Below are 24,366 nucleotides of genomic sequence, written 5' to 3'. Positions count from 1 at the left end.
AACACTATGTACTTGACGCCTCAGCATGTCTTGCTTGCCGGAGCCACCGGCCTGACCGGTGAACATCTACTCGACCGGCTGCTCAACGAGCCGACAGTCAACCGTGTATTAGCGCCCTCACGCCGGCCGTTGGCCGAGCATCCCCACCTGGAAAATCCGGTGGGTGACCCGGAAGTCTTTCTTCCACAGCTCAGTGGGCGCGTCGATATCGCTTACTGCTGCCTGGGCACCACCATCAAAAAGGCCGGCTCCGAGCAAGCCTTTCGGGCGGTGGACTTCGATCTGGTCGTGGCCTTCGCCAAACGCGCCCGGGAGATGGGTGCGCGGCATCTGATCGTGATCAGCGCCATCGGCGCCGATCGGAGGTCCTCGGTGCTCTACAACAGAGTCAAAGGCGAAATGGAGTATGCCTTGAAGGCCCAGAACTGGCCGCAGTTGACCATCGTGCGCCCTTCCCTGTTGATCGGCGATCGCCTGGAACCGCGCCTGGTGGAACAACTGGCAGCACCGTTTTCCAAGTTGCTCCCCGGTAAATACCACGGTATCGAAGCCTGCCAACTGGCCCGAGCCATGTGGCGCCTGGCGCTGGAAGAGCAGGATGGGGTTCGAATCGTCGAGTCGGATGAGTTGCGCAAACTGGGTAAGTAACAACACAGATCCCGTAGCAGCTGGCGAAGCCTGCGTTCGGCCGCGGAGCGGTCGTGAATGCCATATCGCATTTCTGGGTAGAGATCCAATAGCCTGGATTGCGACCGCTTCGCGGCCGAACGCAGCCTGGCGGCAGCTGCTACGAAAGCGGGTTCGGTGCTCCCCCCTACAACCCACCTGTCGCCTGAAACCCTACCCCCATCACCGTCAACACCGACAGCGGCAACAACAAGGTGTCGAGCAAGGCGCTGGCCGGCAGATCGACGCCCGGGTAGCTCGGGGCCTCGGCGCCGAAACGGTCCATGGCGCAGCAACCGCCCTGCATCGCATACACATCCAGGCGTGTTCCCGAATACACCACTGGCGCGCCCGGCTTGGCAGCATCCAGGGTTCGCGCCGTGGCGCAGCCACCCAATTGCAGGGCGAGGATAATGCTCAATAGCTTATTCATCGCTGCTCAAATGGTGTTCGCCCCAACGCGGCAGCATGTCTTGTGGGATGTTCAGCAGGTTGAGAATCCGCGCCACGACGAAATCGATGAGGTCATCAATGGTCTGTGGCTGGTGATAGAAACCCGGTGATGCAGGCAGGATGGTCACGCCCATGTTCGACAGCTTGAGCATGTTCTCCAGATGGATACTGGAATACGGCGCTTCACGGGGCACCAGAATCAGCTGACGACGCTCCTTCAAGGTGACGTCCGCGGCGCGCTCGATCAGGTTGTTGCACGCGCCCATGGCGATTGCCGACAAGGTTCCGGTAGAACACGGCACCACCACCATTGCACTTGGCGAACCGGAACCGGAGGCCACAGGTGACATCCAGTCTTCCTTGCCATACACACGAATTTGCCCGGCGGCAGCGCCGGTGTATTCGGTAAGGAAGGCCTGCATCATCTGGGTTTTCGACGGCAGCGAAACATCGGTCTCGGTGGCCATCACCAGTTGCGCGGCCTTTGAGATCAGGAAATGCACCTCGCGATCTTCACGCACCAGGCAGTCGAGCAGGCGCAAGCCGTACTGCGCGCCGGAGGCACCGGTCATCGCCAGTGTGATGCGTTCAGGGCTGTTGCTCATTGCAGCGCCTCGGCCAGTTTGCCGTGCAGGCCACCGAAGCCGCCGTTGCTCATGATCACCACGTGGGTACCGGGTTTGGCCTGACTTTTCACCCGTTCGATGATGCCTTCCAATGAATGGCTGACAATCGACGGCACTGTGCACAACGCTGCGGTAGCGCCCAGATCCCAACCGAGGTTGGCCGGCGAGTACCAGATCACCTGATCGGCATCGACCACGCTTTCCGGCAAACCATCACGGTGCGCGCCGAGTTTCATGGAGTTGGAGCGCGGCTCGATGATCGCAATCAACGGCGCGTCACCGATGCGTTTGCGCAAGCCATCGAGGGTGGTGGCAATCGCCGTCGGGTGGTGGGCGAAGTCGTCGTAGATGGTGACGCCATGGACTTCAGCGACTTTTTCCATTCGGCGCTTGACGCTTTTGAATGCGCTCAACGCGGCGATGCCCATGGATGGCACTACACCGACGTGTCGCGCAGCCGCCAAAGTGGCCAAGGCGTTGGCGACGTTATGCTGGCCGGTCATGCCCCAGTCGACCACACCTTGGGCGACACCGTCGAACATGACCTCGAACTTCGAGCCATCTTCGCTGAGCAGCTTGACCTGCCATTGGCCACCAACACCGGTGGTTTGCACCGGAGTCCAGCAACCCATTTCGATCACTCGCTGCAACGCAGGTTCAGTGGTCGGATAGATCACCAGACCTTCGCTCGGGATGGTCCGCACCAAGTGGTGGAACTGACGTTCGATGGCGGGCAGATCGGGAAAGATGTCAGCGTGATCGAACTCGAGGTTGTTCAGGATCACCGTGCGCGGGCGGTAGTGAACGAACTTGGAGCGCTTGTCGAAGAACGCACTGTCATATTCATCCGCCTCGACCACGAAGAACGGCGTACCGCCCAAGCGTGCCGACACGGCAAAGTTCTGCGGTACACCACCGATCAGGAAGCCCGGGCTCATTCCGGCGTGCTCCAACACCCAGGCCAGCATGCTGCTGGTGGTGGTTTTGCCGTGAGTTCCTGCAACCGCCAGCACCCAGCGACCTTGCAGCACATGATCGGCCAGCCATTGCGGACCGGAAACATACGGCAGGCCTTTGTTCAGCACGTACTCAACCGCAGGGTTACCACGCGAGAGCGCGTTGCCGATCACCACCAGATCCGGCGCCGGATCGAGTTGGGCGGGATCGTAGCCCTGTGTCAGCTCAATGCCCTGAGCCTGCAATTGAGTGCTCATCGGCGGATAAACGTTGGCATCGGAGCCGGTCACGCGATGACCCAGCTCTTTGGCCAGTACCGCCAACGAGCCCATGAATGTGCCGCAAATACCAAGAATATGAATGTGCATAGTCGACCTCGTAAAACATCGAGGCAGGTTAGCGTAGAGGACCGCAAATCGCACCTTGTGTTTGAGTGATCGTTCCCCTGTGGCGAGGGAGCTTGATCGTTCCCACGCTCCGCGTGGGAATGCCTCAATGGACGCTCTGCGTCCGCTCGTGAATGTGACGCGCAGCGTCACGGGCTGCATTCCCACGCAGAGCGTGGGAACGATCATCTTTTCGCTAGCGCGCTATTCCATGCTTGCGCAGCTTTCTATAAAGGGTATTGCGGCTGACCCCCAACTGTTCGGCAGTATGGGTCATGTGCCAACGCTGCTGTTCCAGGACGTCGAGCAATGCCAGACGCTCGGCGTCATCAAGGGGATGCCCGGAGGACTCTTCGACGGTCGTTAGCGCCAGAACTGGCCGACTCTGCCTGATCATCACCGGCAAATCCTGCAGACCAATCCGCCCGTCGTCGCACAGCGCCGCCAGGGTGCGCAGCACATTACGCAATTGCCGCACATTGCCCGGCCAGGCGAAGTCCAGCAACGCCTGTCGCGCCGGCCCGTCAAGCAATACGTTGTGCTCGCCGGCCTCCTCGGCCAGCAGGAAGTCCAGCAACTGCGATTTGTCGCTACGCTCGCGCAACGCCGGCAAGCCGATCTCCAGGCCGTTGAGCCGGTAATACAAGTCCTCGCGAAAACTGCCGTCCTGCACCCGCTCGAGCAAGTCACGGTGGGTCGCGCTGATAACCCGAACGTTCACCGCCTGCGGCTCGCCGCCGATGGGCACCACCAGCCGGTCCTCCAACACCCTTAACAGACGGGTCTGCAAAGCCAGTGGCATGTCGCCGATTTCATCGAGGAATAAGGTGCCGCCATCGGCCTGTTGCAACTTGCCGCGCATACCTTCTTTGCGCGCTCCGGTGAAACTGCCGCCGCGATAGCCGAACAGTTCGCTCTCAATCAGACTTTCAGGGATCGCCGCGCAATTGAGCGCGACAAAGGCTTTATCCGCCCGTTGACTGGCGTGATGCACAGCCTTGGCGAAGGCTTCTTTACCGGAACCGGTTTCGCCGTTGATCAGCAGCGGTACATCGCGCTCGAACACCCGCAAGGCTTTGCGGAAATCGTTTTGCAACGCTGCATCGCCCAGGCAGATACCAGACAGTCGCGCACGCTCGGCCACCGGCGGAGTCTGTATCACCGGGCTCGGCACACTACGCGGCTGGCCACGCAACACCGCGAACAAGCCGCGCCCGTCACGGGTGCGCAGCGGCCAACTGGCGTTGGCGTTCACACTGGCACGACCGAGCAGTTCATCCAGAGAGCAATCGAAAAAGGCTTCTACCGGCTTGCCAAGCAGCCCGCCGCGCACATGCCCCAGCAGATTCAAGGCACTTTGGTTGACCGCGCTGATCCGCCCTTCCCCATCGAATGCCAGCAGCCCTTCGCTGAACAGGCCAACGGACTCGGCCTGCAAGTGAAAGCGCAGCAACCACTGGTTGTCGAAGTAACGCAGGAAATAACAGCTCTCGATCATCTTCGCCGAGAGATTGACCAGCGCCATGGTGTGGAACTGGCTCTGACGCGAAACGTCATGGCGCGCCGACGACACATCGAGCACCGCCAGCAGCTCACCATGGGGGTCGAACACCGGGCTCGCCGAGCAGGTAAGCCCTGTGTGGCGACCGCGGAAATGTTCGTCCTGATGGATGGTCAGCGACTGGCGCTCCACCAGGCAGGTGCCGATGCCGTTGGTGCCTTCGCAGGCTTCGCTCCAGTCCGCACCGAGCCATAGGCCGGCGCGCTCGAAAATCTTGCGCTCGGCGGGCGCGGTGACGCAGTTGAGGATCACCCCACGCGAATCGGTGAGCAGCACCGCATGACCGGCACCGGAGAGTTGCTGATGGAGGCTGGTCATTTCGTTGCCGGCGATCTGCAGCACTTGCTGCAAACGCTCGCGGCTTTCCAGAACGCGACCATGTTCAAGCACCGTCGGCGCAATACTCAGGGCCGGATCGAGGTGATAGTCCTCAAGGCAACGCAGCCATGAACGGGCAATGGACGGATCGCTACCCGGCCCCTGCAAGTGGGCTTTGCCCTGAGTCACGGTCAGCACCTGTTGGGCGTGCCGACTCAGATGATTGTTCTGCATTTCTTATTATTCTCCCCGTAGGGCCTGGTTCGTTCCCGTAGTAGCTGCCGTAGGCTGCGGCTACAAAGGCGAAGCAAGGCAATCGCGTGAGGCCGAGCATCCTCCAGCGCCGCGAGTATTGCAATGCCGGCCTGACGGGCAAGTCTCAGGTTGTGCCACAAGCGGTACAAACTGTCACAAGACCTGTACCGCCTCTGTCACAAGCTTTGTTCCGCCAGCCCCTGAAAAACCCGTCCCCCCTTGATTTACCTGGCCTGCAAAGCACTGGCCCGACCTTTGCTCTACGCTTATGCAGCGCAACAGCGCGTCCTCCCTTATAAGCACAAAAGCCAAGGAGATACCCATCATGCGTTACGCTCACCCCGGTACTGAAGGCGCTATCGTTTCGTTCAAAAGCAAATACGGTAATTACATCGGTGGCGAATTCGTCGCGCCTGTCAAAGGTCAATACTTCACCAATACCTCGCCGGTAAACGGCCAACCTATCGCAGAATTCCCGCGCTCCACCGCCGAAGATATCGACAAAGCGCTGGACGCCGCCCACGCTGCCGCTGCGGCCTGGGGCAGTACTTCGGCTCAGGCCCGTTCGCTGGTCCTGCTGAAAATTGCCGACCGTATCGAACAGAACCTCGAACTGCTGGCCGTCACCGAAACCTGGGACAACGGCAAAGCCGTGCGCGAAACCCTGAACGCCGACATCCCGCTGGCCGCTGACCACTTCCGTTACTTCGCCGGTTGCCTGCGGGCTCAGGAAGGCAGCGCCGCGGAGATCGATGGCAACACCGTGGCATATCACATTCATGAACCACTGGGCGTGGTCGGGCAGATCATCCCGTGGAACTTCCCGATCCTGATGGCCGCCTGGAAACTCGCCCCGGCCCTGGCTGCCGGTAACTGCGTGGTGCTCAAACCTGCCGAGCAAACCCCGCTGGGCATTACCGTGCTGATGGAGCTGATCGGCGATTTGCTACCACCGGGCGTGCTCAACGTGGTGCAAGGTTTCGGCAAAGAAGCGGGCGAAGCGCTGGCCACCAGCAAACGCATCGCCAAGATCGCCTTCACAGGCTCCACCCCGGTCGGCTCGCACATCATGAAATGCGCGGCCGAAAACATCATTCCGTCGACTGTTGAACTGGGCGGCAAGTCGCCGAACATCTTCTTCGCCGACATCATGCAAGCCGAACCAACCTTCATCGAGAAAGCGGCCGAAGGCCTGGTGCTGGCGTTCTTCAACCAGGGCGAAGTCTGCACCTGCCCATCTCGGGCACTGGTGCAAGAGTCGATCTACGACGACTTCATGAAAGTAGTGATGAAAAAGGTCGAACAGATCAAGCGCGGCGACCCACTGGACACCGACACCATGGTCGGCGCTCAAGCGTCCGAACAGCAATTCGACAAGATCCTGTCCTATCTGGAAATCGCCAAGGGCGAAGGCGCCCAGCTGCTGACCGGCGGCAAGGTGGAAAAACTCGAAGGCAATCTGGCCAGCGGTTACTACATCCAGCCGACCCTGCTCAAGGGCACCAACAAAATGCGCGTGTTCCAGGAAGAAATCTTTGGCCCGGTGGTGAGCATCACCACCTTCAAGGACGAAGCCGAAGCCCTGGCGATTGCCAATGACACCGAGTTCGGCCTTGGCGCCGGCCTCTGGACTCGCGACATCAACCGCGCGTACCGCATGGGCCGGGCGATCAAAGCCGGTCGCGTCTGGACCAACTGCTACCACCTGTACCCGGCTCACGCCGCGTTCGGCGGCTACAAAAAATCCGGTGTCGGTCGTGAAACCCACAAAATGATGCTCGACCACTACCAACAGACCAAAAACCTGCTGGTGAGCTACGACATCAATCCGCTGGGCTTCTTCTAACCTGGCGCGACTTCGCGTAACGGCTATCGCGGGCAAGCCTCGCTCCTACAGGATCAGGTCGTATCAGTAGGAGCCTGGCTTGCCAGCGATGGCGCCTCCATTGACACAACGAACATCGCCCTGCCGCTCTGGCACGGGCATTGCGTGCCTGTTCTACAGATAAACCGCTGCGTGAACAGCGTCCCCTGACTCAAACAACCGCTACTGAAAGTCCAACAGATCAACAATAAAAATACAGAGAGGACTTATGACTTCTACCACACAGCTCAAACCCACACTCGGCACCCTGCATTTATGGGGCATTGCCGTTGGTCTGGTGATTTCCGGCGAGTACTTCGGCTGGAGCTACGGCTGGGGTACGGCCGGCACACTGGGCTTTCTCGTCACCGCGTTAATGGTGGCGACGATGTACACCTGCTTCATCTTCAGCTTCACCGAATTGACCACCGCCATTCCCCATGCTGGCGGACCGTTTGCCTATAGCCGTCGGGCGTTTGGCGAAAAAGGCGGATTGATCGCCGGGATCGCCACGCTGATCGAGTTCGTCTTTGCGCCACCGGCTATCGCCATGGCCATCGGCGCCTACTTGAACGTGCAATACCCGGATCTGGACCCGAAAGTAGCCGCGGTCGGCGCCTACTTCGTGTTCATGGGCCTGAACATCCTTGGCGTCAGCATTGCCGCGACCTTCGAACTGGTGGTGACCGTTCTGGCGGTGGCCGAGTTACTGGTGTTCATGGGCGTAGTCGCGCCGGGCTTCAGCTTCAGCAACTTCGTGCTTAATGGCTGGTCCGGTTCCAGCGAATTCAGTGCTGCCTCGATCCCCGGCATCTTTGCCGCGATCCCCTTCGCCATCTGGTTCTTCCTGGCCATCGAAGGCGCGGCCATGGCCGCCGAAGAAGCCAAGGACCCGAAACGCACCATTCCACGGGCCTACGTCAGCGGCATTCTGACCCTGGTGTTCCTGGCGATTGGCGTAATGGTGATGGCCGGCGGCGTGGGCGATTGGCGCCAACTGTCGAACATCAACGACCCGCTGCCGCAAGCAATGAAAGCCGTGGTCGGCAACAACTCCAGCTGGATGCACATGTTGGTGTGGATCGGTCTGTTCGGTCTGGTGGCGAGTTTCCATGGCATCATCCTCGGCTACTCGCGGCAATTCTTCGCTCTGGCCCGTGCCGGTTACTTGCCCGCAGGGCTGGCTAAGCTCAACCGCTTCCAAACCCCCCACCGGGCGATTCTGGCTGGCGGCGTGATCGGCATCGCGGCGATCTACAGTGATGGCCTGGTCAACCTGCAAGGCATGACCCTGACTGCGGCGATGATCACCATGTCGGTGTTCGGCGCCATCGTGATGTACATCATCAGTATGCTCAGCCTGTTCAAACTGCGTAAAACCGAGCCGCTGCTGGAGCGTACTTTCCGTGCGCCGGGCTATCCGGTGGTCCCGGCGATCGCGCTGTTCCTGGCGGTGGTGTGTCTGGTGGCGATGGCCTGGTTCAACACGCTGATCGGTTTGATCTTCCTGGGTTTCATGGCGGCAGGCTTCATTTACTTCCAGCTGACCGCCAAACAACGTTCCGACGCCCCGGCTGACGCCATGCTGACAGGAATCTAAGATGCACCTGCGCCGGGCGGATCCCCGGCGCATGCCCTATGTAGGAGCGAGCTTGCTCGCGATGAGGCCGTCACATTCAACATCAATGTTGACTGACAGGCCGCAATCGCGAGCAAGCTCGCTCCTACAGAGAACACTTCACAGAAATCAGGAGGACACCGCCCATGGCCGCATTTGCCCATACCGTCGGCGCCCAGACCTACCGCTTCGACAGCCTCAAAGAAGTCATGGCCAAGGCCAGCCCGGCGCGCTCCGGGGACTTTCTGGCCGGCGTCGCCGCCCTCAACGATGGCGAACGGGTCGCTGCGCAGATGGCCCTTGCTGACATCCCGCTCAAGCATTTTCTCGAAGAAGTGCTGATCCCTTATGAAAGCGATGAAGTCACCCGACTGATCATCGACAGCCACAATAGCGCAGCTTTTGCCGTGGTCAGCCACCTCACCGTCGGCGGCTTTCGCGATTGGCTGCTCAGCGACGCGGCCGACGAACACAGCCTGCGCGCCCTGGCGCCGGGCCTGACCCCGGAAATGGCCGCCGCCGTATCGAAGATCATGCGCGTGCAGGATCTGGTGCTGGTGGCGCAGAAGATCCGCGTCGTGACCCAATTTCGCGGCACCATGGGCCTGCGCGGGCGCCTGTCCACCCGCCTGCAACCCAACCACCCGACCGACGCGCCGGCCGGGATCGCCGCAAGCATCCTCGACGGCCTGCTCTACGGTAACGGTGACGCAATGATCGGCATCAACCCGGCCACCGACAGCATCGCCTCGATCTGCACCATGCTGGAAATGCTCGACGCGATCATTCAGCGTTACGAAATCCCCACCCAGGCCTGCGTGCTGACCCACGTCACCACCTCCATCGAGGCGATCAACCGTGGCGTGCCGCTGGATCTGGTGTTCCAGTCGATTGCCGGCACCGAAGCGGCCAACGCCAGTTTCGGGATCAATCTGAATGTCTTGCAGGAAGGCTACGACGCCGGTTTGAGCCTGAACCGCGGGACGCTGGGACAGAACCTGATGTATTTCGAGACCGGCCAGGGCAGCGCCCTATCAGCCAACGCCCACCATGGTATCGACCAGCAAACCTGCGAAACCCGCGCCTATGCCGTGGCACGGCATTTCAAACCGTTTCTGGTGAACACCGTGGTCGGCTTCATCGGCCCGGAATACCTCTATAACGGTAAGCAGATCATCCGCGCTGGGCTGGAAGATCACTTCTGCGGCAAGCTGCTGGGCGTGCCAATGGGTTGCGACATCTGCTACACCAACCATGCCGAAGCCGACCAGGACGATATGGACACCCTGCTGACCTTGCTCGGCGTGGCCGGGATCAACTTCATCATGGGTATCCCCGGCTCCGACGACATCATGCTCAACTACCAGACCACCTCGTTCCACGACGCGCTCTATGCCCGGCAGACCCTGGGCCTGAAGCCGGCACCGGAATTCGAGCGATGGCTGGCGCACATGGGCATCTTTACTCAGGCTGATGGCAAGGTGCATTTCGGCAACAGCCTGCCGCCAGCCTTCCGCCAGGCTATGGCGCAACTGGGATGAGTGATCGAGTGATGGATAAACCGCCTACCGATAGCCAGAATCCGTGGCTGGAACTGCGTCGCCTGACCCCGGCACGGATCGCCCTCGGCCGCACCGGCACCAGCCTGCCGACCGGTGCGCAACTGGACTTCCAGTACGCCCACGCCCAGGCCCGCGATGCGGTGCATCTGCCCTTCGATCATGCCGGGCTCAGCACGCAACTGGCCGAACGTGGGCGCGACAGCTTGTTGCTCCACAGTGCCGCCACCGATCGCAACAGCTATCTGCAACGTCCCGACCTCGGCCGACGACTGAGCAACGAGTCGGCACAAAAGCTGCAAGATTATGCGGTGGAACACCCCGGTGGCGTGGATCTGGCCGTGGTAGTGGCTGATGGCCTCTCGGCGCTGGCCGTGCATCGGCATACCCTGCCGTTTCTGGCGCGCTTGGAGGAGCAGGCCCTGGCCGAGGGTTGGTCGTTGTCTCCCGTGATGCTGGTGGAACAGGGGCGGGTCGCGGTGGCCGATGAAATCGGTGAACTGCTGGGTGCAAAAATGGTGGTCATTCTGATCGGTGAACGCCCGGGCCTCAGCTCGCCGGACAGTCTCGGTCTGTACTTCACCTATAATCCCAAGATCGGCCTGACTGACGCCTACCGAAATTGCATCTCCAATGTCCGGCTGGAAGGGTTAAGTTATGGAATGGCCACCCATCGCTTGCTGTATTTGATGCGTGAGGCCTGTCGCCGGCAGCTGTCGGGGGTTAATTTAAAGGACGAAGCACAAGTTCATACATTGGATTCGGACGCAGCCGTACACTCAAATGGCAACTTCCTACTTCCAAAACAGGTGTAATTGACGGCATCCTGACTACGCTTTTTACAGGCCTTAGGCAGCATCGAACCACGGCTGCCCGAGTAATGCCCTGTTTGCCGTCTACCCACTTGAAGTTGAGGCTTATCATGCGGATTACTCAAGCGACCCTGGAACATCTGGACCTGCTGACCCCACTGTTCGTCAAATATCGCGAGTTCTATGGCTCGCTACCGTTTCCCGACTCCTCCCGTGCCTTTCTCGAAAAACGTCTGCGGCGCAAGGAATCGGTGATCTACCTGGCCCTGTCCGATGAAGACAACAGCAAGTTGCTGGGTTTCTGTCAGTTGTATCCGAGCTTCTCTTCCCTCTCGCTAAAACGTGTGTGGATCCTCAACGACATTTATGTCGCCGAAGACGCCCGCCGACAACTGGTGGCCGATAACCTGATCCGCACCGCAAAAAAAATGGCCAAGGAAACCCATGCCGTACGCATGCGGGTCTCCACCAGCAGCAACAACGAAGTGGCGCAGAAAACCTACGAATCCATCGGTTTTCGCGAAGACACCGAGTTCAAGAGCTACATACTGCCCATCAGCGAAGATTGAAACGCAAGCCCTGTGGCGATGAGAGCTTGCTCCCGCTGGACCGGGGCGCGCTCGTCCGCGAAGCGGTCCTGAAGTCAGGCAATGAGTTCGCTCGGTCAGAACCTGTGTTCCGGTTTTACGACTGCTTTGCCCGAGCGCGGACCGACTGGCGGCGGCAGGCCCCTCGCCACGGTAAATAGTCAAATGCACGGAAGTCCGTGTTGCCTCCTCGACATTCCCCGCTACAAACTCAACACGCAATTCACATCTGAAATCGTATAATGCCGACCTTCCCGGGCCGTAAGAAAAACTACACCTTCCTGTAGTCTCATTGCCCAAAGCCTCGCACAGGCCTGCTGAGTCGGGCCATCACCACAGGTGCCATCCATGGATTTCAACCCGCTCGACCTGATTCTGCATCTCGATGTCTATCTCGATTTGCTGGTAACCAACTACGGGTCATGGATATACGCCATCCTGTTTATGGTGATCTTCTGCGAAACCGGTCTGGTGGTCACACCGTTTCTGCCGGGCGATTCGCTGCTGTTCATCGCCGGTGCCGTAGCCGCTGGTGGCGGTATGGACCCGGTGCTGCTGGGCGGACTGCTGATGCTGGCGGCGATCCTCGGTGACAGCACCAATTACGTGATTGGTCGAACAGCCGGCGAACGCTTGTTCAGCAACCCGAACTCGAAAATCTTCCGCCGCGACTATCTGCAGCAAACCCACGACTTCTACGATAAGCACGGCGGCAAGACCGTGACTCTGGCGCGCTTTCTTCCGATCATTCGGACCTTCGCTCCGTTCGTCGCCGGCGTCGCCAAAATGCCTTACTCGCGGTTCGTCTCTTTCAGCGTTGCCGGCACCATTCTGTGGGTCGGCGGGCTGGTCACCCTGGGCTATTTCTTCGGCAACGTGCCATTCATCAAGAAGAACCTTTCGCTGCTGGTCGTCGCAATTATCTTGCTGTCACTGCTGCCGATGATCATCAGTGTCGTACGCAACCGCCTCAACCGTTCGACCTCAAAAGCCGAATCACGCTGAACGTCCATGTGGTCGCTCAGCGCCTGGCGCCGGCGGCGCACATTGGCCAAACATCCCGTTGCCCCTGAAATGTGGCAGCGGGTGCGTCAGCACCTGAGCTTTCTCGATGGTTTGAGCGACGCCGAAGACCAATGGCTGCGCGAGTCCAGCGTGTTGTTCCTGCAAGACAAGCACCTGACCACGTTGTCGGGTGTTGAACTTCACCAAGAGCAACGCCTGCTGCTCGCCGCACAGGCGCAATTACCGCTGCTGCATCTGGGCGATCTGAATTGGTATCAGGGTTTTCACGAAATCGTGCTTTACCCCGACGACTTCCTCAGCCCGCAGCGTCATCGCGATGCCAGTGGCGTCGTCCATGAGTGGGACGGCGAGCACAGCGGTGAAGCCTGGCAACAGGGGCCGATCATTCTGGCCTGGCCGGGCGTGATGGCCAGTGGTGGCTGGGAAGGCTACAATCTGGTGATCCACGAACTGGCGCACAAACTCGACATGCTCAACGGCGACGCCAACGGCCTGCCGCCGCTGCACAGCGACATGCGCGTCAGTGACTGGGCGAAGGTGATGCAACACGCCTACGACGACCTCAATCGCCAACTGGATCGCCACCCGCACGCCGACTCCGTCATCGACCCATATGCAGCGGAAAATCCGGCCGAATTTTTCGCCGTCACCAGCGAATACTTCTTCAGCGCCCCGGATTTGCTGCACCAGGCTTACCCACAGGTCTATCAGCAACTGCAGCTGTTTTACCGTCAGGACCCGTTGGCCAGGCTCAAGCAACTGCAAGCCACACATCCGGCTTACCAGACATACGACTAAGGTCTACGCGACCTCTGGTACGTGGCGTTGATTGCGGAATATGCCTATAATCGCCGCCACTTTTTGGTCAATCCGGCCAAGTCATTTGGCCACTTACGGGGGCACCGCCCAATGAGCTACAGCAAGATTCCGGCTGGCAAAGACCTGCCGAACGACATCTACGTCGCGATCGAGATTCCGGCCAACCACGCGCCGATCAAATACGAAATCGACAAAGACAGCGATTGCCTGTTCGTTGACCGTTTCATGGCCACCCCAATGTTCTACCCGGCCAACTACGGTTACATCCCGAACACCCTGGCGGACGACGGTGATCCCCTCGACGTGCTGGTGGTAACCCCTTACCCGGTTGCTCCAGGCTCGGTGATCCGTGCGCGTCCAGTCGGCATCCTGAACATGACCGACGACGGCGGCGGCGATGCCAAAGTCATCGCCGTTCCACACGACAAGCTGTCCCAGCTGTACGTGGACGTGAAGGAATACACCGACCTGCCACCGCTGCTGATTCAGCAGATCGAGCACTTCTTCGCGAACTACAAGGATCTCGAAAAAGGCAAATGGGTGAAGATCGAAGGCTGGGACGGCGCAGACGCCGCCCGCGCCGCGATCATGAAGTCGGTTGCTGCCTATAAAGGCTGAGACGGCATTGGCTGATCGCCACTGACGGTTTCAAAAAACCCCGGTTATCCGGGGTTTTTCATGTCTGGACAAACACAAATCAAGCGAACGGCTTAACAAATAGACAGACCTGTTTAATAAGGTTTAAACAACGCTAAAAACATCCTGCATTCAGCAATTTTTACCCTCACAAATTGAACTACTTGTTTATTTGAACACGTGGCGCTCATCCGTAAACTCCGTACCCATGAAAACGACATGCGGCTCTCGCTTTAAAGCGCTCCTTAAAGAGGTGAACATCAAATCCTCGGAATTTGCTGCGTTCTGCAACGTAGAGCCGCAGCACGTGAACAACTGGTACAACCGCGGAGTACCGTCTTACCGAATGGATGAGATTGCGGCGTTGTTATCCGTCAACAGCAAATGGCTGCGAACCGGCGAAGGTCCGAAATACCCCAATCGCCTGCAACTTGCCGATACCTCAAGCAACACTTTTGAATCAGCGGAAACTCACTGCACCTATAGTGTGAATGCGCAGTTGGCAGACGTAGAAATCCCGTTTTATAAAGAAGCGTCCACCGCTCCAGGTTCCAGCGAAACACAGGTCATTGAAATACCCGGGCAGAGCGTGCGCTTGCCGCGACGTCACCTGGAAATCCTGGACGTTGATCCCGCCCAAGCCATCTGCGCACCGATGATCGGCAACAGCATGGCGGAAAAGATCCAGGACGGCTCCATCCTCGCCATCGACCGAGGCCTGACCCATATAGTGGATGGCGAGATCTACGCCCTCGAACACGACGGCATGCTCCGGCTGAGATACGTCCACCGCCTCCCCGCCGGGGCCTTGCGCCTGCGCAGCCACAACAGCGCCGAATACCCTGACGAAATATTCAGCGCCGAGCAGATTGAGGCGCAAAACATTCAGATACTGGGCTGGGTATTCTGGTGGTCGACACTCCACAAACGCCGCCCACCGGTACCTTTCAAATAGCTCCTGGCCCGGTAACCGAGTACGCGATCACCCTGGATCGCCCTTTGGACTGGGAATTCTTCAAAAAAATCAGTATGCTGCGCCCCACATTTGCGCATCGACCGTTTCCAACGGCCAGATCGCCCCGACGCGGCAGATAATTTTCTCGCCAAGTCCCACAGCCAGACGCCAGATCTGGATGTACGTTTTGAAGGCTGGCGCGGCTTACCAAAAATAAGCCAAGCCAGTCCCCGAGAAGCCGGCCACAAGCCGGCTTTTTAATGTCTTACGTTTTTCGCCACCCAGGCGTGCCCCCCAATTCCAAAAGCAGCATTCTGTCAGTCAAGCACTTTGACCTGAACCTCCCTCCTGAACAGCGCCGCCGCAGCCGATAGCGCCAACGGCAGACCATGAGTACTGGTAGACATCGCCGCGCCGCTGATCAAAGGCCCGAGCAAGCTGCCCACGCCCCACAAAAAACCTGCGCTGGCATTGGCCGTCACCAGGTCTGCGCCCTTGAAACCCTGTCCAATCAGGATGATCGCCAGGGTATAGACCCCACCGGCGATCGCCCCGAGAACCACCAGGCCAGAGCAGAAGTGGGTAGTTCATCAGCCACGGCAGGCACACCCCGATGATCAGCGAAAGTACGCCGCACGCCAGATTTGTCCGAGAGCCAGCCCAAGGGGATCTGGAACGCCGCATCGCCAAGCAGGGGAAAAGGGGATTTATTTGTGAATAACTCATCTGAACAGCCGTTGCCTGGCAATTTCTCCAATGCCATCGATTACGCAGCCTGCTGCCCAAGTTGGCCGACGAGGCACTTTGGTTCGCGCCCCTCGGAATTCAATGAGTAGCGTTGCAGCAAAACACTAGACCCTGAGCTAAACCCCCAACACAAACGGCTCACAAAATGAGCCGAATAAGCCCTCTATTCGGCTCACTATTGAAAAGCCTTCAACAGGCGATGGCTCGTATCGGTCGGGTGCTTGGCAAGGCTCGTTTCTGGCAGCTGCATCGACAGCAGATCCTGTCTTCAGAACAAGTCAAAGTACTCAATCGCCTGCTCGATGGTGATGAGAACGGTTTTGAGGAAGGCATCAGCGCGGCCCAGTACCAAGCGGTAGCAAAGGTCTCCAAAGCCACTGCCACCCGTCATCTGACCGATCTTTTGGACAAAGGCTGCCTGGTTCGTCTGCCCGGCGGTGGTCGCAGCACCCGATATCAGGTCAATTACTCGGGAGACACTGAAACCTGACCCGGCGGGGTCACCCCTCAGATTTGCCCCAACCCCCTATGTCTGCTAGTGTCGCGCCGGTTTAACGTCAACCGGGATAGCCGCCATGGCCCGCAAAAAAGCTGCCTTAGATTTCGAACAATCCCTCGCTGACCTGCAAACACTGGTCGAGCGTCTGGAGAACGGCGAGCTGTCGCTGGAAGACTCGTTGACTGCCTTCGAACAAGGCATCGGCCTGACCCGCGATTGCCAGGCTGCTCTGGCCCAGGCTGAGCAGAAGGTTCAGGTGTTGCTCGAACGCGACGGGGAGCTGACCGAGGAACCCTTCGACGCGGAACAGCCAGAATGATTGCCGCGTATCAGGCCAGCAGCCAGGCCCGCGTCAATGCTGCGCTGGAAATCCTGTTCGTCGCTCCAGGCCCCGAGCTGTCGCGTCTTTACGCAGCCATGCGCTACAGCGTGATGAACGGCGGCAAACGTGTACGCCCGCTGCTTGCTTACGCAGCCTGCGAAGCCCTTGGCGGTGCGCCCGAGCAAGCCAACGGCGCGGCCTGTGCGGTGGAATTGATTCACGCGTATTCGCTGGTACATGACGATTTACCGGCAATGGACGATGACGATCTGCGTCGCGGCCAGCCCACTACTCACAAAGCATTCGATGAAGCCTGTGCGATTCTTGCCGGTGACGGCCTGCAAAGCCTGGCGTTCAGTGCGTTGCTCGACCCGCGCCTGAGCGCCTCGGATGCCGAAACCCGTTTGAGCATGGTCAGCACCCTGGCATTGGCGGCAGGCCCGGCGGGCATGGTCGGCGGCCAGGCCATCGACCTCGGTTCGGTCGGACTCAAGCTCGATCAAGCGGCGCTGGAATACATGCATCGGCACAAGACCGGTGCGCTGATCGAAGCCAGCGTCAAGCTGGGCGCATTGGCCAGTGGCCGTGCCGAAAAAGCCGAACTGAAATCCTTGCAGACGTACGCACAGGCCATCGGTTTGGCGTTTCAGGTGCAGGACGACATCCTCGACGTCGAAAGCGATACCGCGACACTTGGCAAACGCCAGGGCGCCGATATCGCCCGGGACAAACCGACTTATCCGGCCCTGCTCGGCCTTGAAGCGGCCAAAGCCTATGCCCTGGAACTTCGCGATCAAGCCTTGCACGCCCTGCGACCGTTTGACGCGGCGGCCGAGCCGTTGCGGGACCTGGCGCGCTATATAGTCGAGCGGCGCAGCTGAATCGGCCGCGTTGTTTGACTGCATATTGGCCAACTTCCAAGCTCTGCGTGGGCAGCTTGCGATGCATAAGGTAAACTGCCGCCTCTTTCTATACCTATAACGATTCGCCTGATGCCCACGACGTTTCATGAGATTCCCCGCAAACGCCCAACCACGCCCCTGCTCGACCGTGCCGATACGCCGGCCGGCCTGCGCCGGTTAGGTGAAGCCGAGCTCGAAACCCTGGCCGATGAGTTGCGCCAGGAGCTGCTCTATACGGTCGGCCAGACGGGCGGACATTTCGGTGCCGGCCTTGGCGTCATCGAGCTGACCGTTGCGCTGCACTATGTCTTCGACACCCCGGACGACCGGCTGGTGTGGGACGTGGGCCATCAGGCTTATCCGCACAAGATCCTCACCGGCCGTCGCGAGCGCATGAGCACCCTGCGCCAGAAGGACGGCATCGCGGCCTTCCCGCGCCGTTCCGAGAGCGAGTACGACACCTTTGGCGTCGGTCACTCCAGCACCTCGATCAGTGCAGCGCTGGGCATGGCGATTGCCGCCCGTTTGCAAAACAGCGAACGCAAGGCTATCGCAGTCATCGGCGACGGCGCATTGACCGCGGGCATGGCTTTCGAGGCGCTGAACCACGCGCCGGAAGTTGACGCCAACATGCTGGTGATCCTCAACGACAACGACATGTCGATCTCGCGCAACGTTGGCGGGCTGTCGAATTATCTGGCGAAGATCCTTTCCAGCCGTACTTACGCAAGCATGCGTGAAGGCAGCAAGAAAGTGCTCTCGCGTCTGCCCGGCGCCTGGGAGATTGCCCGTCGTACCGAAGAATACGCAAAAGGCATGTTGGTTCCCGGCACACTCTTCGAAGAGCTGGGCTGGAACTACATCGGCCCGATCGACGGACACGACCTGCCGACGCTGATCGCTACCCTGCGCAACATGCGTGACCTCAAGGGCCCGCAGTTCCTGCACGTAGTCACCAAGAAAGGCAAAGGCTTCGCCCCGGCGGAAGTCGACCCGATCGGCTATCACGCCATCACCAAACTCGACCCCCTGGATGCCCCGGCCGCTGCGCCGAAGAAAGCCGGCGGGCCGAAGTATTCCAGCGTGTTCGGTGAGTGGCTGTGTGACATGGCCGCCGCCGATCCGCGCCTGGTCGGGATCACGCCGGCGATGAAGGAAGGCTCCGACCTGGTGGCCTTCAGCGAGCGTTTCCCGCTGCGCTATTTCGACGTGGCGATTGCCGAGCAGCACGCCGTGACCTTCGCTGCCGGTATGGCCTGCGAAGGCGCAAAACCAGTGGTGGCGATCTATTCGACCTTCCTGCAACGCGGTTACGACCAGCTGGTGCATGATGTTGCGGTACAAAACCTCGACGTACTGTTCGCCATCGACCGCGCGGGCCTGGTCGGCGAAGACGGTCCGACCCACGCCGGCAGTTTCGACCTGTCGTTCCTGCGCTGCATCCCCGGCATGCTGGTGATGACCCCGAGCGACGAGAACGAACTGCGCAAAATGCTCAGCACCGGACACCTCTACAACGGCCCGGCCGCTGTGCGTTACCCGCGCGGCACCGGCCCGAATGCGCCCATCGAGAAAAACCTCGAACCGATTGAGATTGGCAAAGGCGTGATCCGCCGTCAGGGCAGCAACGTCGCTCTGCTGGTGTTCGGTGTGCAACTGGCCGCAGCACTGAAAGTCGCGGAAAAACTCGATGCGACGGTAGTCGACATGCGTTTCGTCAAGCCATTGGACGAAGCCTTGGTTCGGGAAATTGCCAACACTCACAAGCTGCTGGTGACCATCGAAGAAAACGCGATCATGGGCGGCGCCGGTGGTGCGGTCAGCGAATTTCTCGCCCAAGAGAATATCCTCAAGTCCATGCTGCATCTGGGCTTGCCGGACGCTTACGTCGAGCATGCAAAACCTGCGCAAATGCTCGCCGAGTGTGGCCTGGACGAAGCGGGTATCGAAGAATCCGTACGTCAGCGCTTGCAGCTGCTGGGCCTCTAAACCTCTGGAATCATGCAGAACCCTGTGGGAGCGAGCTTGCTCGCGATAGCGGACTGACAGTCGACATAAACGTCGACTGACACAACGCTATCGCGAGCAAGCTCGCTCCCACATTGGTTTTTCGTCCCCCCTCGAATTTGTATCCGTTTCAAAACGCCAATGGATTGCCCATGAACCTCCCCCGCCTCGCCTTGACGTTGACCCTTTGGCCTGCCGGACAGCTTTTGGCTGAGACCTTCGAACGTGAACAAGCCCTGAAACTGCCGGACGTGCTGATCAGCGCCAATCGCCAGGTCGAAGCCCGCAACGACAGCAGCGCCGCCAATACCGTATTTACCCGCGAAGACATCGACCGTTTGCAACCGAGCAGCGTCACTGACCTGCTCAGCCGTGTGCCGGGCGTGCAGGTCGCGCAAGCAGGCGGACGTGGCAGCCTGCCGGGGATATACATCCGCGGCACCAAGTCGGCGCAGAGTCTGGTGCTGGTGGACGGCCAGCGCATCGGCAGCTCGACCTCCGGTGACAGCAATCTGCAACACCTGAATATCGATCAGATCGAGCGCGTGGAAGTCCTGCGCGGTTCACGCTCGGTGATCTACGGCAGCGACGCCATTGGCGGGGTGATTCAGATTTTCACCCGGCGCGGTGCCGAACAGGGCCTGCAGCCGCGTCTGCACCTGGGATTTGGCAGCAACCGGACCTGGGAGCGCGGCCTGGGGTTGTCCGGCGGCGATGAACAAACCCGCTTCAACCTCGGTGCCAGCCTCGATGAAACCGCCGGGATCAATCGCACCCATGAGTCCTTCCCCAGCGACGGCGACCACGACGAGTATCGCAACAACTCCCTGAGTTTGAGCCTTGGCCATTCCTTAAGCGATGACTTCGAAGTGGGCCTGAACCTGCTGGATAACCGTGGCAAAAGCGAGTTTGACAGCCCGTTTGGCCGCTTCGACACGAATACACTCCAGACTGTCAGCCAACAGCCTTACAGCGATTTCACAGTGAACAGCGTCAGCAGTTATGTTGATGCGCGCATCAATGATCTGTGGGAATCTCGGCTGGAACTGGGCCACAGCGAAAACCGCGAGAAGACCTTTGACAAACTCAGTGACGAGCGCAGCGTGTTCAACACCTATCGCGATTCGCTCAACTGGCAGAATGACCTGACGCTCGACGACAGCAACAGCCTGATCCTCGGCGCAGACTGGTACGAAGACCGGATCAACAGCAGCACCGCATTCGACGAAGACAGCCGCTGGAACCGTGCAGCCTTTATTCAGCACCGTTTCCAGGCTGAAAGCTTCTCCACTGAACTGGGCCTGCGCCGCGACCAGAACCAGCAGTTTGGCGGCCAGAACAGCTGGAGCGGCACCTTCACCCTACCGCTGAACCCGGACAACGATGTGCTGCTGACCTACAGCGAAGGCTTCCGCGCGCCGACGCTCAACGACCTGTACTACCCCGATTTCAGCAACCCGAACCTCAAACCAGAGACCTCGAAAAGCTACGAGCTACAATGGCGCAGCCAGTTGAGCGAGACCCGCCGCCTGGAAGCCTCGCTCTACCGAACCGATCTTGAAGACGCGATCATCTTCGGCAAAAACTCTCGCCCGGAAAACGTCGCTTCGGCACGGATCAATGGCTTCGAAGCCGCGCTCAAACAAGAGCTGCTCGGCTGGCTGAGCAACCTCGGGCTGGCGATCATCGACCCGCGAGACCGCGACAGCGGCCACACCCTGAGCCGCCGCGCCCGACGCACCTTGAGCCTGGACCTGGATCGGCAATTCGATCGGTTCAGCCTTGGAGCAAGCTGGCAAGCAGTGAGCAGCAGCTACGACGACGAGGACAACCAGGATCCGTTAGGCGGTTATGCCTTATTCGGTTTGCGCAGCAGTTGGGCTCTGAATCGCCAGATCCAGCTGGAGCTCAAGGTCGACAACCTGCTGGACAAGGCATACAGCCGTGCGCTCTACAGCTTTGACGGGAATAACTATGGTTATAGGGAAGAAGGTCGGGCATGGATGTTTGGCGTGACCTGGACACCGCAGATCTAGCCAAAAGTTTTGTTGCCCGCGATGAATACACCTCGGTCTCAGCGATCTGGCGCTATCAATTCACACAACCTGGCCGTAGCCGCAATCATCTGCCCACTCGGCCGTTCCAGCCCTTTATCCGTCACCAGCAGCAATTGCCCATGCGCCACCGCCCTCACCTGCGGCCAGGCTTTCCAGGCATCGAGCTGCGCCTGGCTACCGGCCAGGATAACCTCGGGATTGCGCTGCAATACTGACTCCAGATTGACCTGCGGCGCCGGTAAATTCAGGTTGGAAAACACATTGTGTGCACCGCAGACTCCCAGCGCATCGCTGATGATCTGCCCGCCACCAACGGTGTACAGCGGCTGATCCCAGACCTGATAGAACACCTGCAACGGCTCGTCCCGTCGATAGCGCTGGCGCAGATTCGCCAGTTGTCTGCGCAAGTCTGCGGCCAGCGTTCGGCCACTCTCTGGCCGACCGAGTTGCCCGGCAATCGCGTCTATCTGCGTGATGAGCTGTTCAAGGTTGTGGGGATCGGCAACGTAGGTGGGGATATTCAAGCGCTTGAGTTGCTCACGCTGCGTCGGGCCGACACTGCCGGGCCAGAGCAACAGCAAATCAGGCTTGAGACTGAGCAGACGCTCCATGTCCAATTGACCATAACGCCCGACCGAGGGCACGGCGCTCAACTCAGACGGACGCTCACCGGCATCGAGCACGCCGACCAGCAGATCGGCAGAACCCAGCTCAACGACAATTTCAGAGAGAGACGGTGCGAGGCTGACCACCCGCTCCACGGCAGCCGCCGAGCCACCGATGGCCAGCAGCAGAACCGCCAGCCACCTACGCATCAACCGAGCTGGCGCGGAATACGGTAGAGGTAGAACAGTACCGTCGTGGACAGCGCCAGCAGAATCAACGGCACGGCTTCGAGGCCGACAAACACCGCCAGCGCACCGACCCAGGCCGGTAGCCCGGCGGCCAGGAACGCTGCACGGCGTTTGGCAGCCAAAGCAATCCAGGCAGCAGGCTCTTCAGGCGTATCGAGGGCTTTCTGGGTGGCGATCAAGGCGTGTTTATAGCCACCGAAGAAACGCAGACTGACGAACATCGACGCCATGCCCGCGATAAAGAACGGCATTGCCAGAACCGGTAACACAGCCTCGGTCTGACCGAACACCGCATTGATCACCAACAGCGGCAGCAAGGCCAGCGCCAGGTACTGCCACCAGTTGACGGCCAATCGCCGCCGTACTTGACCGCGGGTCACGCCCGATCAGCCTCGCCCTGGTGCTCGTTGCCCATCATGTGGTCGAGCTTGCTGGCTTTGGTGGCCAGGTAGAGTTTGTTGTGCGGGTTGTGGCCAGTGTGCAGCGGGACGCGCTCGGCGACCACGATGCCCATCTCGGTCAGTGCTTTGACCTTGCGCGGGTTGTTGGTCATCAGGCGCAAGGATTTCACACCCAGATGCTCAAGCATTGGCAGGCAGATGGCATAGTCGCGCTGGTCTGCAGCAAAGCCCAGACGCTCGTTGGCTTCAACAGTGTCGGCGCCGCCGTCCTGCAACTCATAAGCGCGGATCTTGTTCAGCAAGCCAATGCCACGACCTTCCTGACGCAAATACAGCAACACACCGCGGCCTTCACGGGCGATCGCCTGCAAGGCGGCCTCGAGTTGCGAGCCGCAGTCGCAACGCTGGCTGAACAAGGCATCGCCGGTCAGGCATTCGGAGTGCAACCGGCCGAGTACCGGTGAGCCATCGGCGACCTCACCCAGACTGAGCACAACGTGCTCGCGACCAGTGGCCTCATCGAGAAAGCCATGCATGGTGAATTGCGCAAAAGGGGTTGGCAGCTTGGAAGCAGCGACGAAAACGACGGGCACCGTGTGCTCCTGATCTGTATGAGGACTGGAGATTCGCAGAGGCGGCATTGTAACAGCAGGTTCCTGCCGACGCTTAGGCTGAATTATCGGCCATAAAGATCAAGAAGTTTGATCTCTACCCCGTAAAGCCAAGCAAACACCAGCTGCTACATTTTTTCGAACGGGTAAGGTTGTTTCCAGCGTTCGAAGATCGGTCGCAACTGACCACTTTTCACCAACGACCCCATGCGCTGATCGAACAGCGCCAGCAGCGCCCGCCCCCGAGGGTTGTTGGCGAATCCCAGAAAAACCGGTAGTTCGGCCAGATGCGTTCGCCGGAACTGCGCTGGGTTCTGCGCCCCACCGAGCACGAAATCAACCTCGGTCAACGCATCGATGTAGTAATCGGCACGGTCGTGCAACAGCATCGGCAAAACCCCGTTACGACGCTGGACCTCATTGAAGTTATGGATGTTGGGAAAGTATTTTTGATACTGGTAACCCCGTACCCAGAGCAGGCGAGAGCTCCCCAGCGTGGCCACGGTTGGCGCCGGGCTGCTGGCCAGACCCAGTGCGTAAATATGGTCATAGTCGTAGTGCCAACGGGGATAGAGCACGCCACCGACTTCATCTCGGTAAGAGCCGACCCAGGCATCCACCTCACCGCGCTGCACCAGTCCGACCGAGCGTGTGTAAGGCACCGTGCGGATCTGCAGCGTAACGGCAGCCGGCTCGAAGACTGCCCGCAGCACATCCCAGGCCAGACCATGGCCGTCGGCGGCGGTGTAGTCGCTCCATTCTTCACTGGCCAGACGAATCTGGGCGGGAATCGTGGGCAATTCACTCGCCCGTACCGCAGCGCACGACAATACGCAAAGCAGTATCAACAGCCAGCGACCACTCATCC

22 protein-coding genes and 2 pseudogenes are annotated in these 24,366 nt (G+C 59.7%); 15 read left to right on the top strand and 9 right to left on the bottom strand.

The features are described 5' to 3' along the window. The first annotated feature begins 6 nt into the window (after nt 1–6). Nucleotides 7–648 carry an oxidoreductase gene (locus AC07VR_RS21775; RefSeq protein WP_494995014.1) on the top strand — a complete coding sequence of 214 codons (642 nt, stop codon included), beginning with the start codon at nt 7–9 and terminating at the stop codon, nt 646–648. A 166-nt stretch (nt 649–814) separates the two neighbouring features. On the opposite strand, the gene AC07VR_RS21770 is transcribed toward AC07VR_RS21775, so the two are convergent. The 4 genes from AC07VR_RS21770 to AC07VR_RS21755 form a co-directional block, all read right to left on the bottom strand. Next, on the bottom strand, nt 815–1,099 hold the full coding sequence (locus AC07VR_RS21770) for a YceK/YidQ family lipoprotein (protein ID WP_494995013.1): 285 nt from the start codon (nt 1,097–1,099) through the stop codon (nt 815–817). Next, entirely contained in the window at nt 1,092–1,724 is a 633-nt protein-coding gene (ubiX, locus tag AC07VR_RS21765; RefSeq protein WP_495012485.1) for a flavin prenyltransferase UbiX, read from the bottom strand. Before ubiX ends, AC07VR_RS21770 begins: the two co-directional genes overlap by 8 nt. Beyond that, the gene (gene mpl / locus AC07VR_RS21760) at nt 1,721–3,070 is read right to left on the bottom strand and encodes a UDP-N-acetylmuramate:L-alanyl-gamma-D-glutamyl-meso-diaminopimelate ligase (RefSeq protein WP_494995011.1); all 1,350 of its coding nucleotides are present in this window, start codon (nt 3,068–3,070) and stop codon (nt 1,721–1,723) included. Before mpl ends, ubiX begins: the two co-directional genes overlap by 4 nt. A 214-nt stretch (nt 3,071–3,284) precedes the next feature. Continuing rightward, complete coding sequence (locus AC07VR_RS21755; RefSeq protein ID WP_495012484.1) at nt 3,285–5,201, bottom strand: sigma-54-dependent Fis family transcriptional regulator; 1,917 nt, start codon at nt 5,199–5,201, stop codon at nt 3,285–3,287. A gap of 346 nt (nt 5,202–5,547) precedes the next feature. On the opposite strand from AC07VR_RS21755, the gene exaC reads away from it, so the two are divergent. From exaC to AC07VR_RS21710, 9 genes are all read left to right on the top strand, one after another. After that, the gene (gene exaC, locus AC07VR_RS21750) at nt 5,548–7,068 is read left to right on the top strand and encodes an acetaldehyde dehydrogenase ExaC (protein ID WP_494995009.1); all 1,521 of its coding nucleotides are present in this window, start codon (nt 5,548–5,550) and stop codon (nt 7,066–7,068) included. Between the two features lie 247 nt (nt 7,069–7,315). Continuing rightward, nucleotides 7,316–8,686 carry an ethanolamine permease gene (gene eat / locus AC07VR_RS21745; RefSeq protein WP_494995008.1) on the top strand — a complete coding sequence of 457 codons (1,371 nt, stop codon included), beginning with the start codon at nt 7,316–7,318 and terminating at the stop codon, nt 8,684–8,686. A 164-nt stretch (nt 8,687–8,850) separates the two neighbouring features. Continuing rightward, nucleotides 8,851–10,245 carry an ethanolamine ammonia-lyase subunit EutB gene (locus AC07VR_RS21740; protein ID WP_494995007.1) on the top strand — a complete coding sequence of 465 codons (1,395 nt, stop codon included), beginning with the start codon at nt 8,851–8,853 and terminating at the stop codon, nt 10,243–10,245. Nucleotides 10,246–10,256: 11 nt separating this feature from the next. Further along, complete coding sequence (gene eutC / locus AC07VR_RS21735) at nt 10,257–11,078, top strand: ethanolamine ammonia-lyase subunit EutC (protein ID WP_494995083.1); 822 nt, start codon at nt 10,257–10,259, stop codon at nt 11,076–11,078. A gap of 107 nt (nt 11,079–11,185) precedes the next feature. Beyond that, on the top strand, nt 11,186–11,644 hold the full coding sequence (locus AC07VR_RS21730) for a GNAT family N-acetyltransferase (protein WP_495012483.1): 459 nt from the start codon (nt 11,186–11,188) through the stop codon (nt 11,642–11,644). A gap of 366 nt (nt 11,645–12,010) precedes the next feature. Then, nucleotides 12,011–12,667 carry a DedA family protein gene (locus tag AC07VR_RS21725; protein ID WP_494995005.1) on the top strand — a complete coding sequence of 219 codons (657 nt, stop codon included), beginning with the start codon at nt 12,011–12,013 and terminating at the stop codon, nt 12,665–12,667. A gap of 6 nt (nt 12,668–12,673) precedes the next feature. Further along, nucleotides 12,674–13,486 (top strand): M90 family metallopeptidase, encoded by an 813-nt coding sequence (locus AC07VR_RS21720; protein WP_494995004.1) that lies wholly within the window; start codon nt 12,674–12,676, stop codon nt 13,484–13,486. Between the two features lie 111 nt (nt 13,487–13,597). After that, a complete protein-coding gene (gene ppa / locus AC07VR_RS21715) occupies nt 13,598–14,125 on the top strand; it encodes an inorganic diphosphatase (RefSeq protein WP_123423475.1) in 528 nt (175 codons plus the stop codon). Nucleotides 14,126–14,351: 226 nt separating this feature from the next. Continuing rightward, nucleotides 14,352–15,098, top strand: a complete 747-nt coding sequence (locus tag AC07VR_RS21710) for a S24 family peptidase (protein ID WP_495012482.1) — start codon at nt 14,352–14,354, stop codon at nt 15,096–15,098. A 317-nt stretch (nt 15,099–15,415) separates the two neighbouring features. Here AC07VR_RS21710 and AC07VR_RS21705 read toward each other — a convergent pair. Beyond that, nucleotides 15,416–15,786 (bottom strand): annotated as a pseudogene (locus tag AC07VR_RS21705) (MFS transporter); the annotation flags it as partial. Between the two features lie 231 nt (nt 15,787–16,017). On the opposite strand from AC07VR_RS21705, the pseudogene AC07VR_RS21700 reads away from it, so the two are divergent. The 5 genes and pseudogenes from AC07VR_RS21700 to AC07VR_RS21680 form a co-directional block, all read left to right on the top strand. Beyond that, nucleotides 16,018–16,335, top strand: a pseudogene (locus AC07VR_RS21700) (DUF4172 domain-containing protein); the annotation flags it as partial. An 85-nt stretch (nt 16,336–16,420) separates the two neighbouring features. After that, a complete protein-coding gene (locus AC07VR_RS21695; RefSeq protein ID WP_419116615.1) occupies nt 16,421–16,663 on the top strand; it encodes an exodeoxyribonuclease VII small subunit in 243 nt (80 codons plus the stop codon). Beyond that, nucleotides 16,660–17,547 (top strand): (2E,6E)-farnesyl diphosphate synthase, encoded by an 888-nt coding sequence (gene ispA / locus AC07VR_RS21690; protein WP_494995002.1) that lies wholly within the window; start codon nt 16,660–16,662, stop codon nt 17,545–17,547. The genes AC07VR_RS21695 and ispA overlap by 4 nt, the downstream gene beginning before the upstream one ends. Before the next feature lie 111 nt (nt 17,548–17,658). Beyond that, entirely contained in the window at nt 17,659–19,557 is a 1,899-nt protein-coding gene (dxs, locus tag AC07VR_RS21685; protein ID WP_495012481.1) for a 1-deoxy-D-xylulose-5-phosphate synthase, read from the top strand. A gap of 170 nt (nt 19,558–19,727) precedes the next feature. After that, nucleotides 19,728–21,611, top strand: coding sequence for a TonB-dependent receptor domain-containing protein (locus tag AC07VR_RS21680; RefSeq protein ID WP_495012480.1), 1,884 nt, complete (start codon nt 19,728–19,730; stop codon nt 21,609–21,611). A gap of 38 nt (nt 21,612–21,649) precedes the next feature. On the opposite strand, the gene AC07VR_RS21675 is transcribed toward AC07VR_RS21680, so the two are convergent. From AC07VR_RS21675 to AC07VR_RS21660, 4 genes are all read right to left on the bottom strand, one after another. Next, complete coding sequence (locus AC07VR_RS21675; RefSeq protein WP_494994999.1) at nt 21,650–22,447, bottom strand: cobalamin-binding protein; 798 nt, start codon at nt 22,445–22,447, stop codon at nt 21,650–21,652. Beyond that, nucleotides 22,447–22,866 (bottom strand): MFS transporter, encoded by a 420-nt coding sequence (locus AC07VR_RS21670; RefSeq protein WP_494994998.1) that lies wholly within the window; start codon nt 22,864–22,866, stop codon nt 22,447–22,449. The genes AC07VR_RS21675 and AC07VR_RS21670 overlap by 1 nt, the downstream gene beginning before the upstream one ends. Continuing rightward, on the bottom strand, nt 22,863–23,480 hold the full coding sequence (ribA, locus tag AC07VR_RS21665) for a GTP cyclohydrolase II (RefSeq protein ID WP_494994997.1): 618 nt from the start codon (nt 23,478–23,480) through the stop codon (nt 22,863–22,865). Before ribA ends, AC07VR_RS21670 begins: the two co-directional genes overlap by 4 nt. 146 nt (nt 23,481–23,626) lie before the next feature. Continuing rightward, a complete protein-coding gene (locus AC07VR_RS21660) occupies nt 23,627–24,364 on the bottom strand; it encodes a substrate-binding periplasmic protein (RefSeq protein ID WP_495012479.1) in 738 nt (245 codons plus the stop codon). Nucleotides 24,365–24,366 lie beyond the last annotated feature (2 nt).

This window comes from Pseudomonas sp. GW821-FHT02H09, from assembly GCF_059421425.1.
This window is presented reverse-complemented; position numbering and strand designations above follow the sequence as displayed.

Bases quoted from the DNA above. Each gene is read 5' to 3' on its own strand.
- ppa (WP_123423475.1), top strand. From the start codon at position 13,598: ATGAGCTACAGCAAGATTCCGGCTGGCAAAGACCTGCCGAACGACATC.
- ubiX (WP_495012485.1), bottom strand. From the start codon at position 1,724: ATGAGCAACAGCCCTGAACGCATCACACTGGCGATGACCGGTGCCTCC.
- exaC (WP_494995009.1), top strand. From the start codon at position 5,548: ATGCGTTACGCTCACCCCGGTACTGAAGGCGCTATCGTTTCGTTCAAA.
- AC07VR_RS21740 (WP_494995007.1), top strand. From the start codon at position 8,851: ATGGCCGCATTTGCCCATACCGTCGGCGCCCAGACCTACCGCTTCGAC.
- dxs (WP_495012481.1), top strand. From the start codon at position 17,659: ATGCCCACGACGTTTCATGAGATTCCCCGCAAACGCCCAACCACGCCC.
- AC07VR_RS21710 (WP_495012482.1), top strand. From the start codon at position 14,352: ATGAAAACGACATGCGGCTCTCGCTTTAAAGCGCTCCTTAAAGAGGTG.
- AC07VR_RS21775 (WP_494995014.1), top strand. From the start codon at position 7: ATGTACTTGACGCCTCAGCATGTCTTGCTTGCCGGAGCCACCGGCCTG.
- ispA (WP_494995002.1), top strand. From the start codon at position 16,660: ATGATTGCCGCGTATCAGGCCAGCAGCCAGGCCCGCGTCAATGCTGCG.
- AC07VR_RS21720 (WP_494995004.1), top strand. From the start codon at position 12,674: ATGTGGTCGCTCAGCGCCTGGCGCCGGCGGCGCACATTGGCCAAACAT.
- AC07VR_RS21695 (WP_419116615.1), top strand. From the start codon at position 16,421: ATGGCCCGCAAAAAAGCTGCCTTAGATTTCGAACAATCCCTCGCTGAC.
- AC07VR_RS21730 (WP_495012483.1), top strand. From the start codon at position 11,186: ATGCGGATTACTCAAGCGACCCTGGAACATCTGGACCTGCTGACCCCA.
- AC07VR_RS21770 (WP_494995013.1), bottom strand. From the start codon at position 1,099: ATGAATAAGCTATTGAGCATTATCCTCGCCCTGCAATTGGGTGGCTGC.
- AC07VR_RS21675 (WP_494994999.1), bottom strand. From the start codon at position 22,447: ATGCGTAGGTGGCTGGCGGTTCTGCTGCTGGCCATCGGTGGCTCGGCG.
- eat (WP_494995008.1), top strand. From the start codon at position 7,316: ATGACTTCTACCACACAGCTCAAACCCACACTCGGCACCCTGCATTTA.
- eutC (WP_494995083.1), top strand. From the start codon at position 10,257: ATGGATAAACCGCCTACCGATAGCCAGAATCCGTGGCTGGAACTGCGT.
- AC07VR_RS21680 (WP_495012480.1), top strand. From the start codon at position 19,728: ATGAACCTCCCCCGCCTCGCCTTGACGTTGACCCTTTGGCCTGCCGGA.
- AC07VR_RS21755 (WP_495012484.1), bottom strand. From the start codon at position 5,201: ATGCAGAACAATCATCTGAGTCGGCACGCCCAACAGGTGCTGACCGTG.
- AC07VR_RS21660 (WP_495012479.1), bottom strand. From the start codon at position 24,364: ATGAGTGGTCGCTGGCTGTTGATACTGCTTTGCGTATTGTCGTGCGCT.
- AC07VR_RS21725 (WP_494995005.1), top strand. From the start codon at position 12,011: ATGGATTTCAACCCGCTCGACCTGATTCTGCATCTCGATGTCTATCTC.
- mpl (WP_494995011.1), bottom strand. From the start codon at position 3,070: ATGCACATTCATATTCTTGGTATTTGCGGCACATTCATGGGCTCGTTG.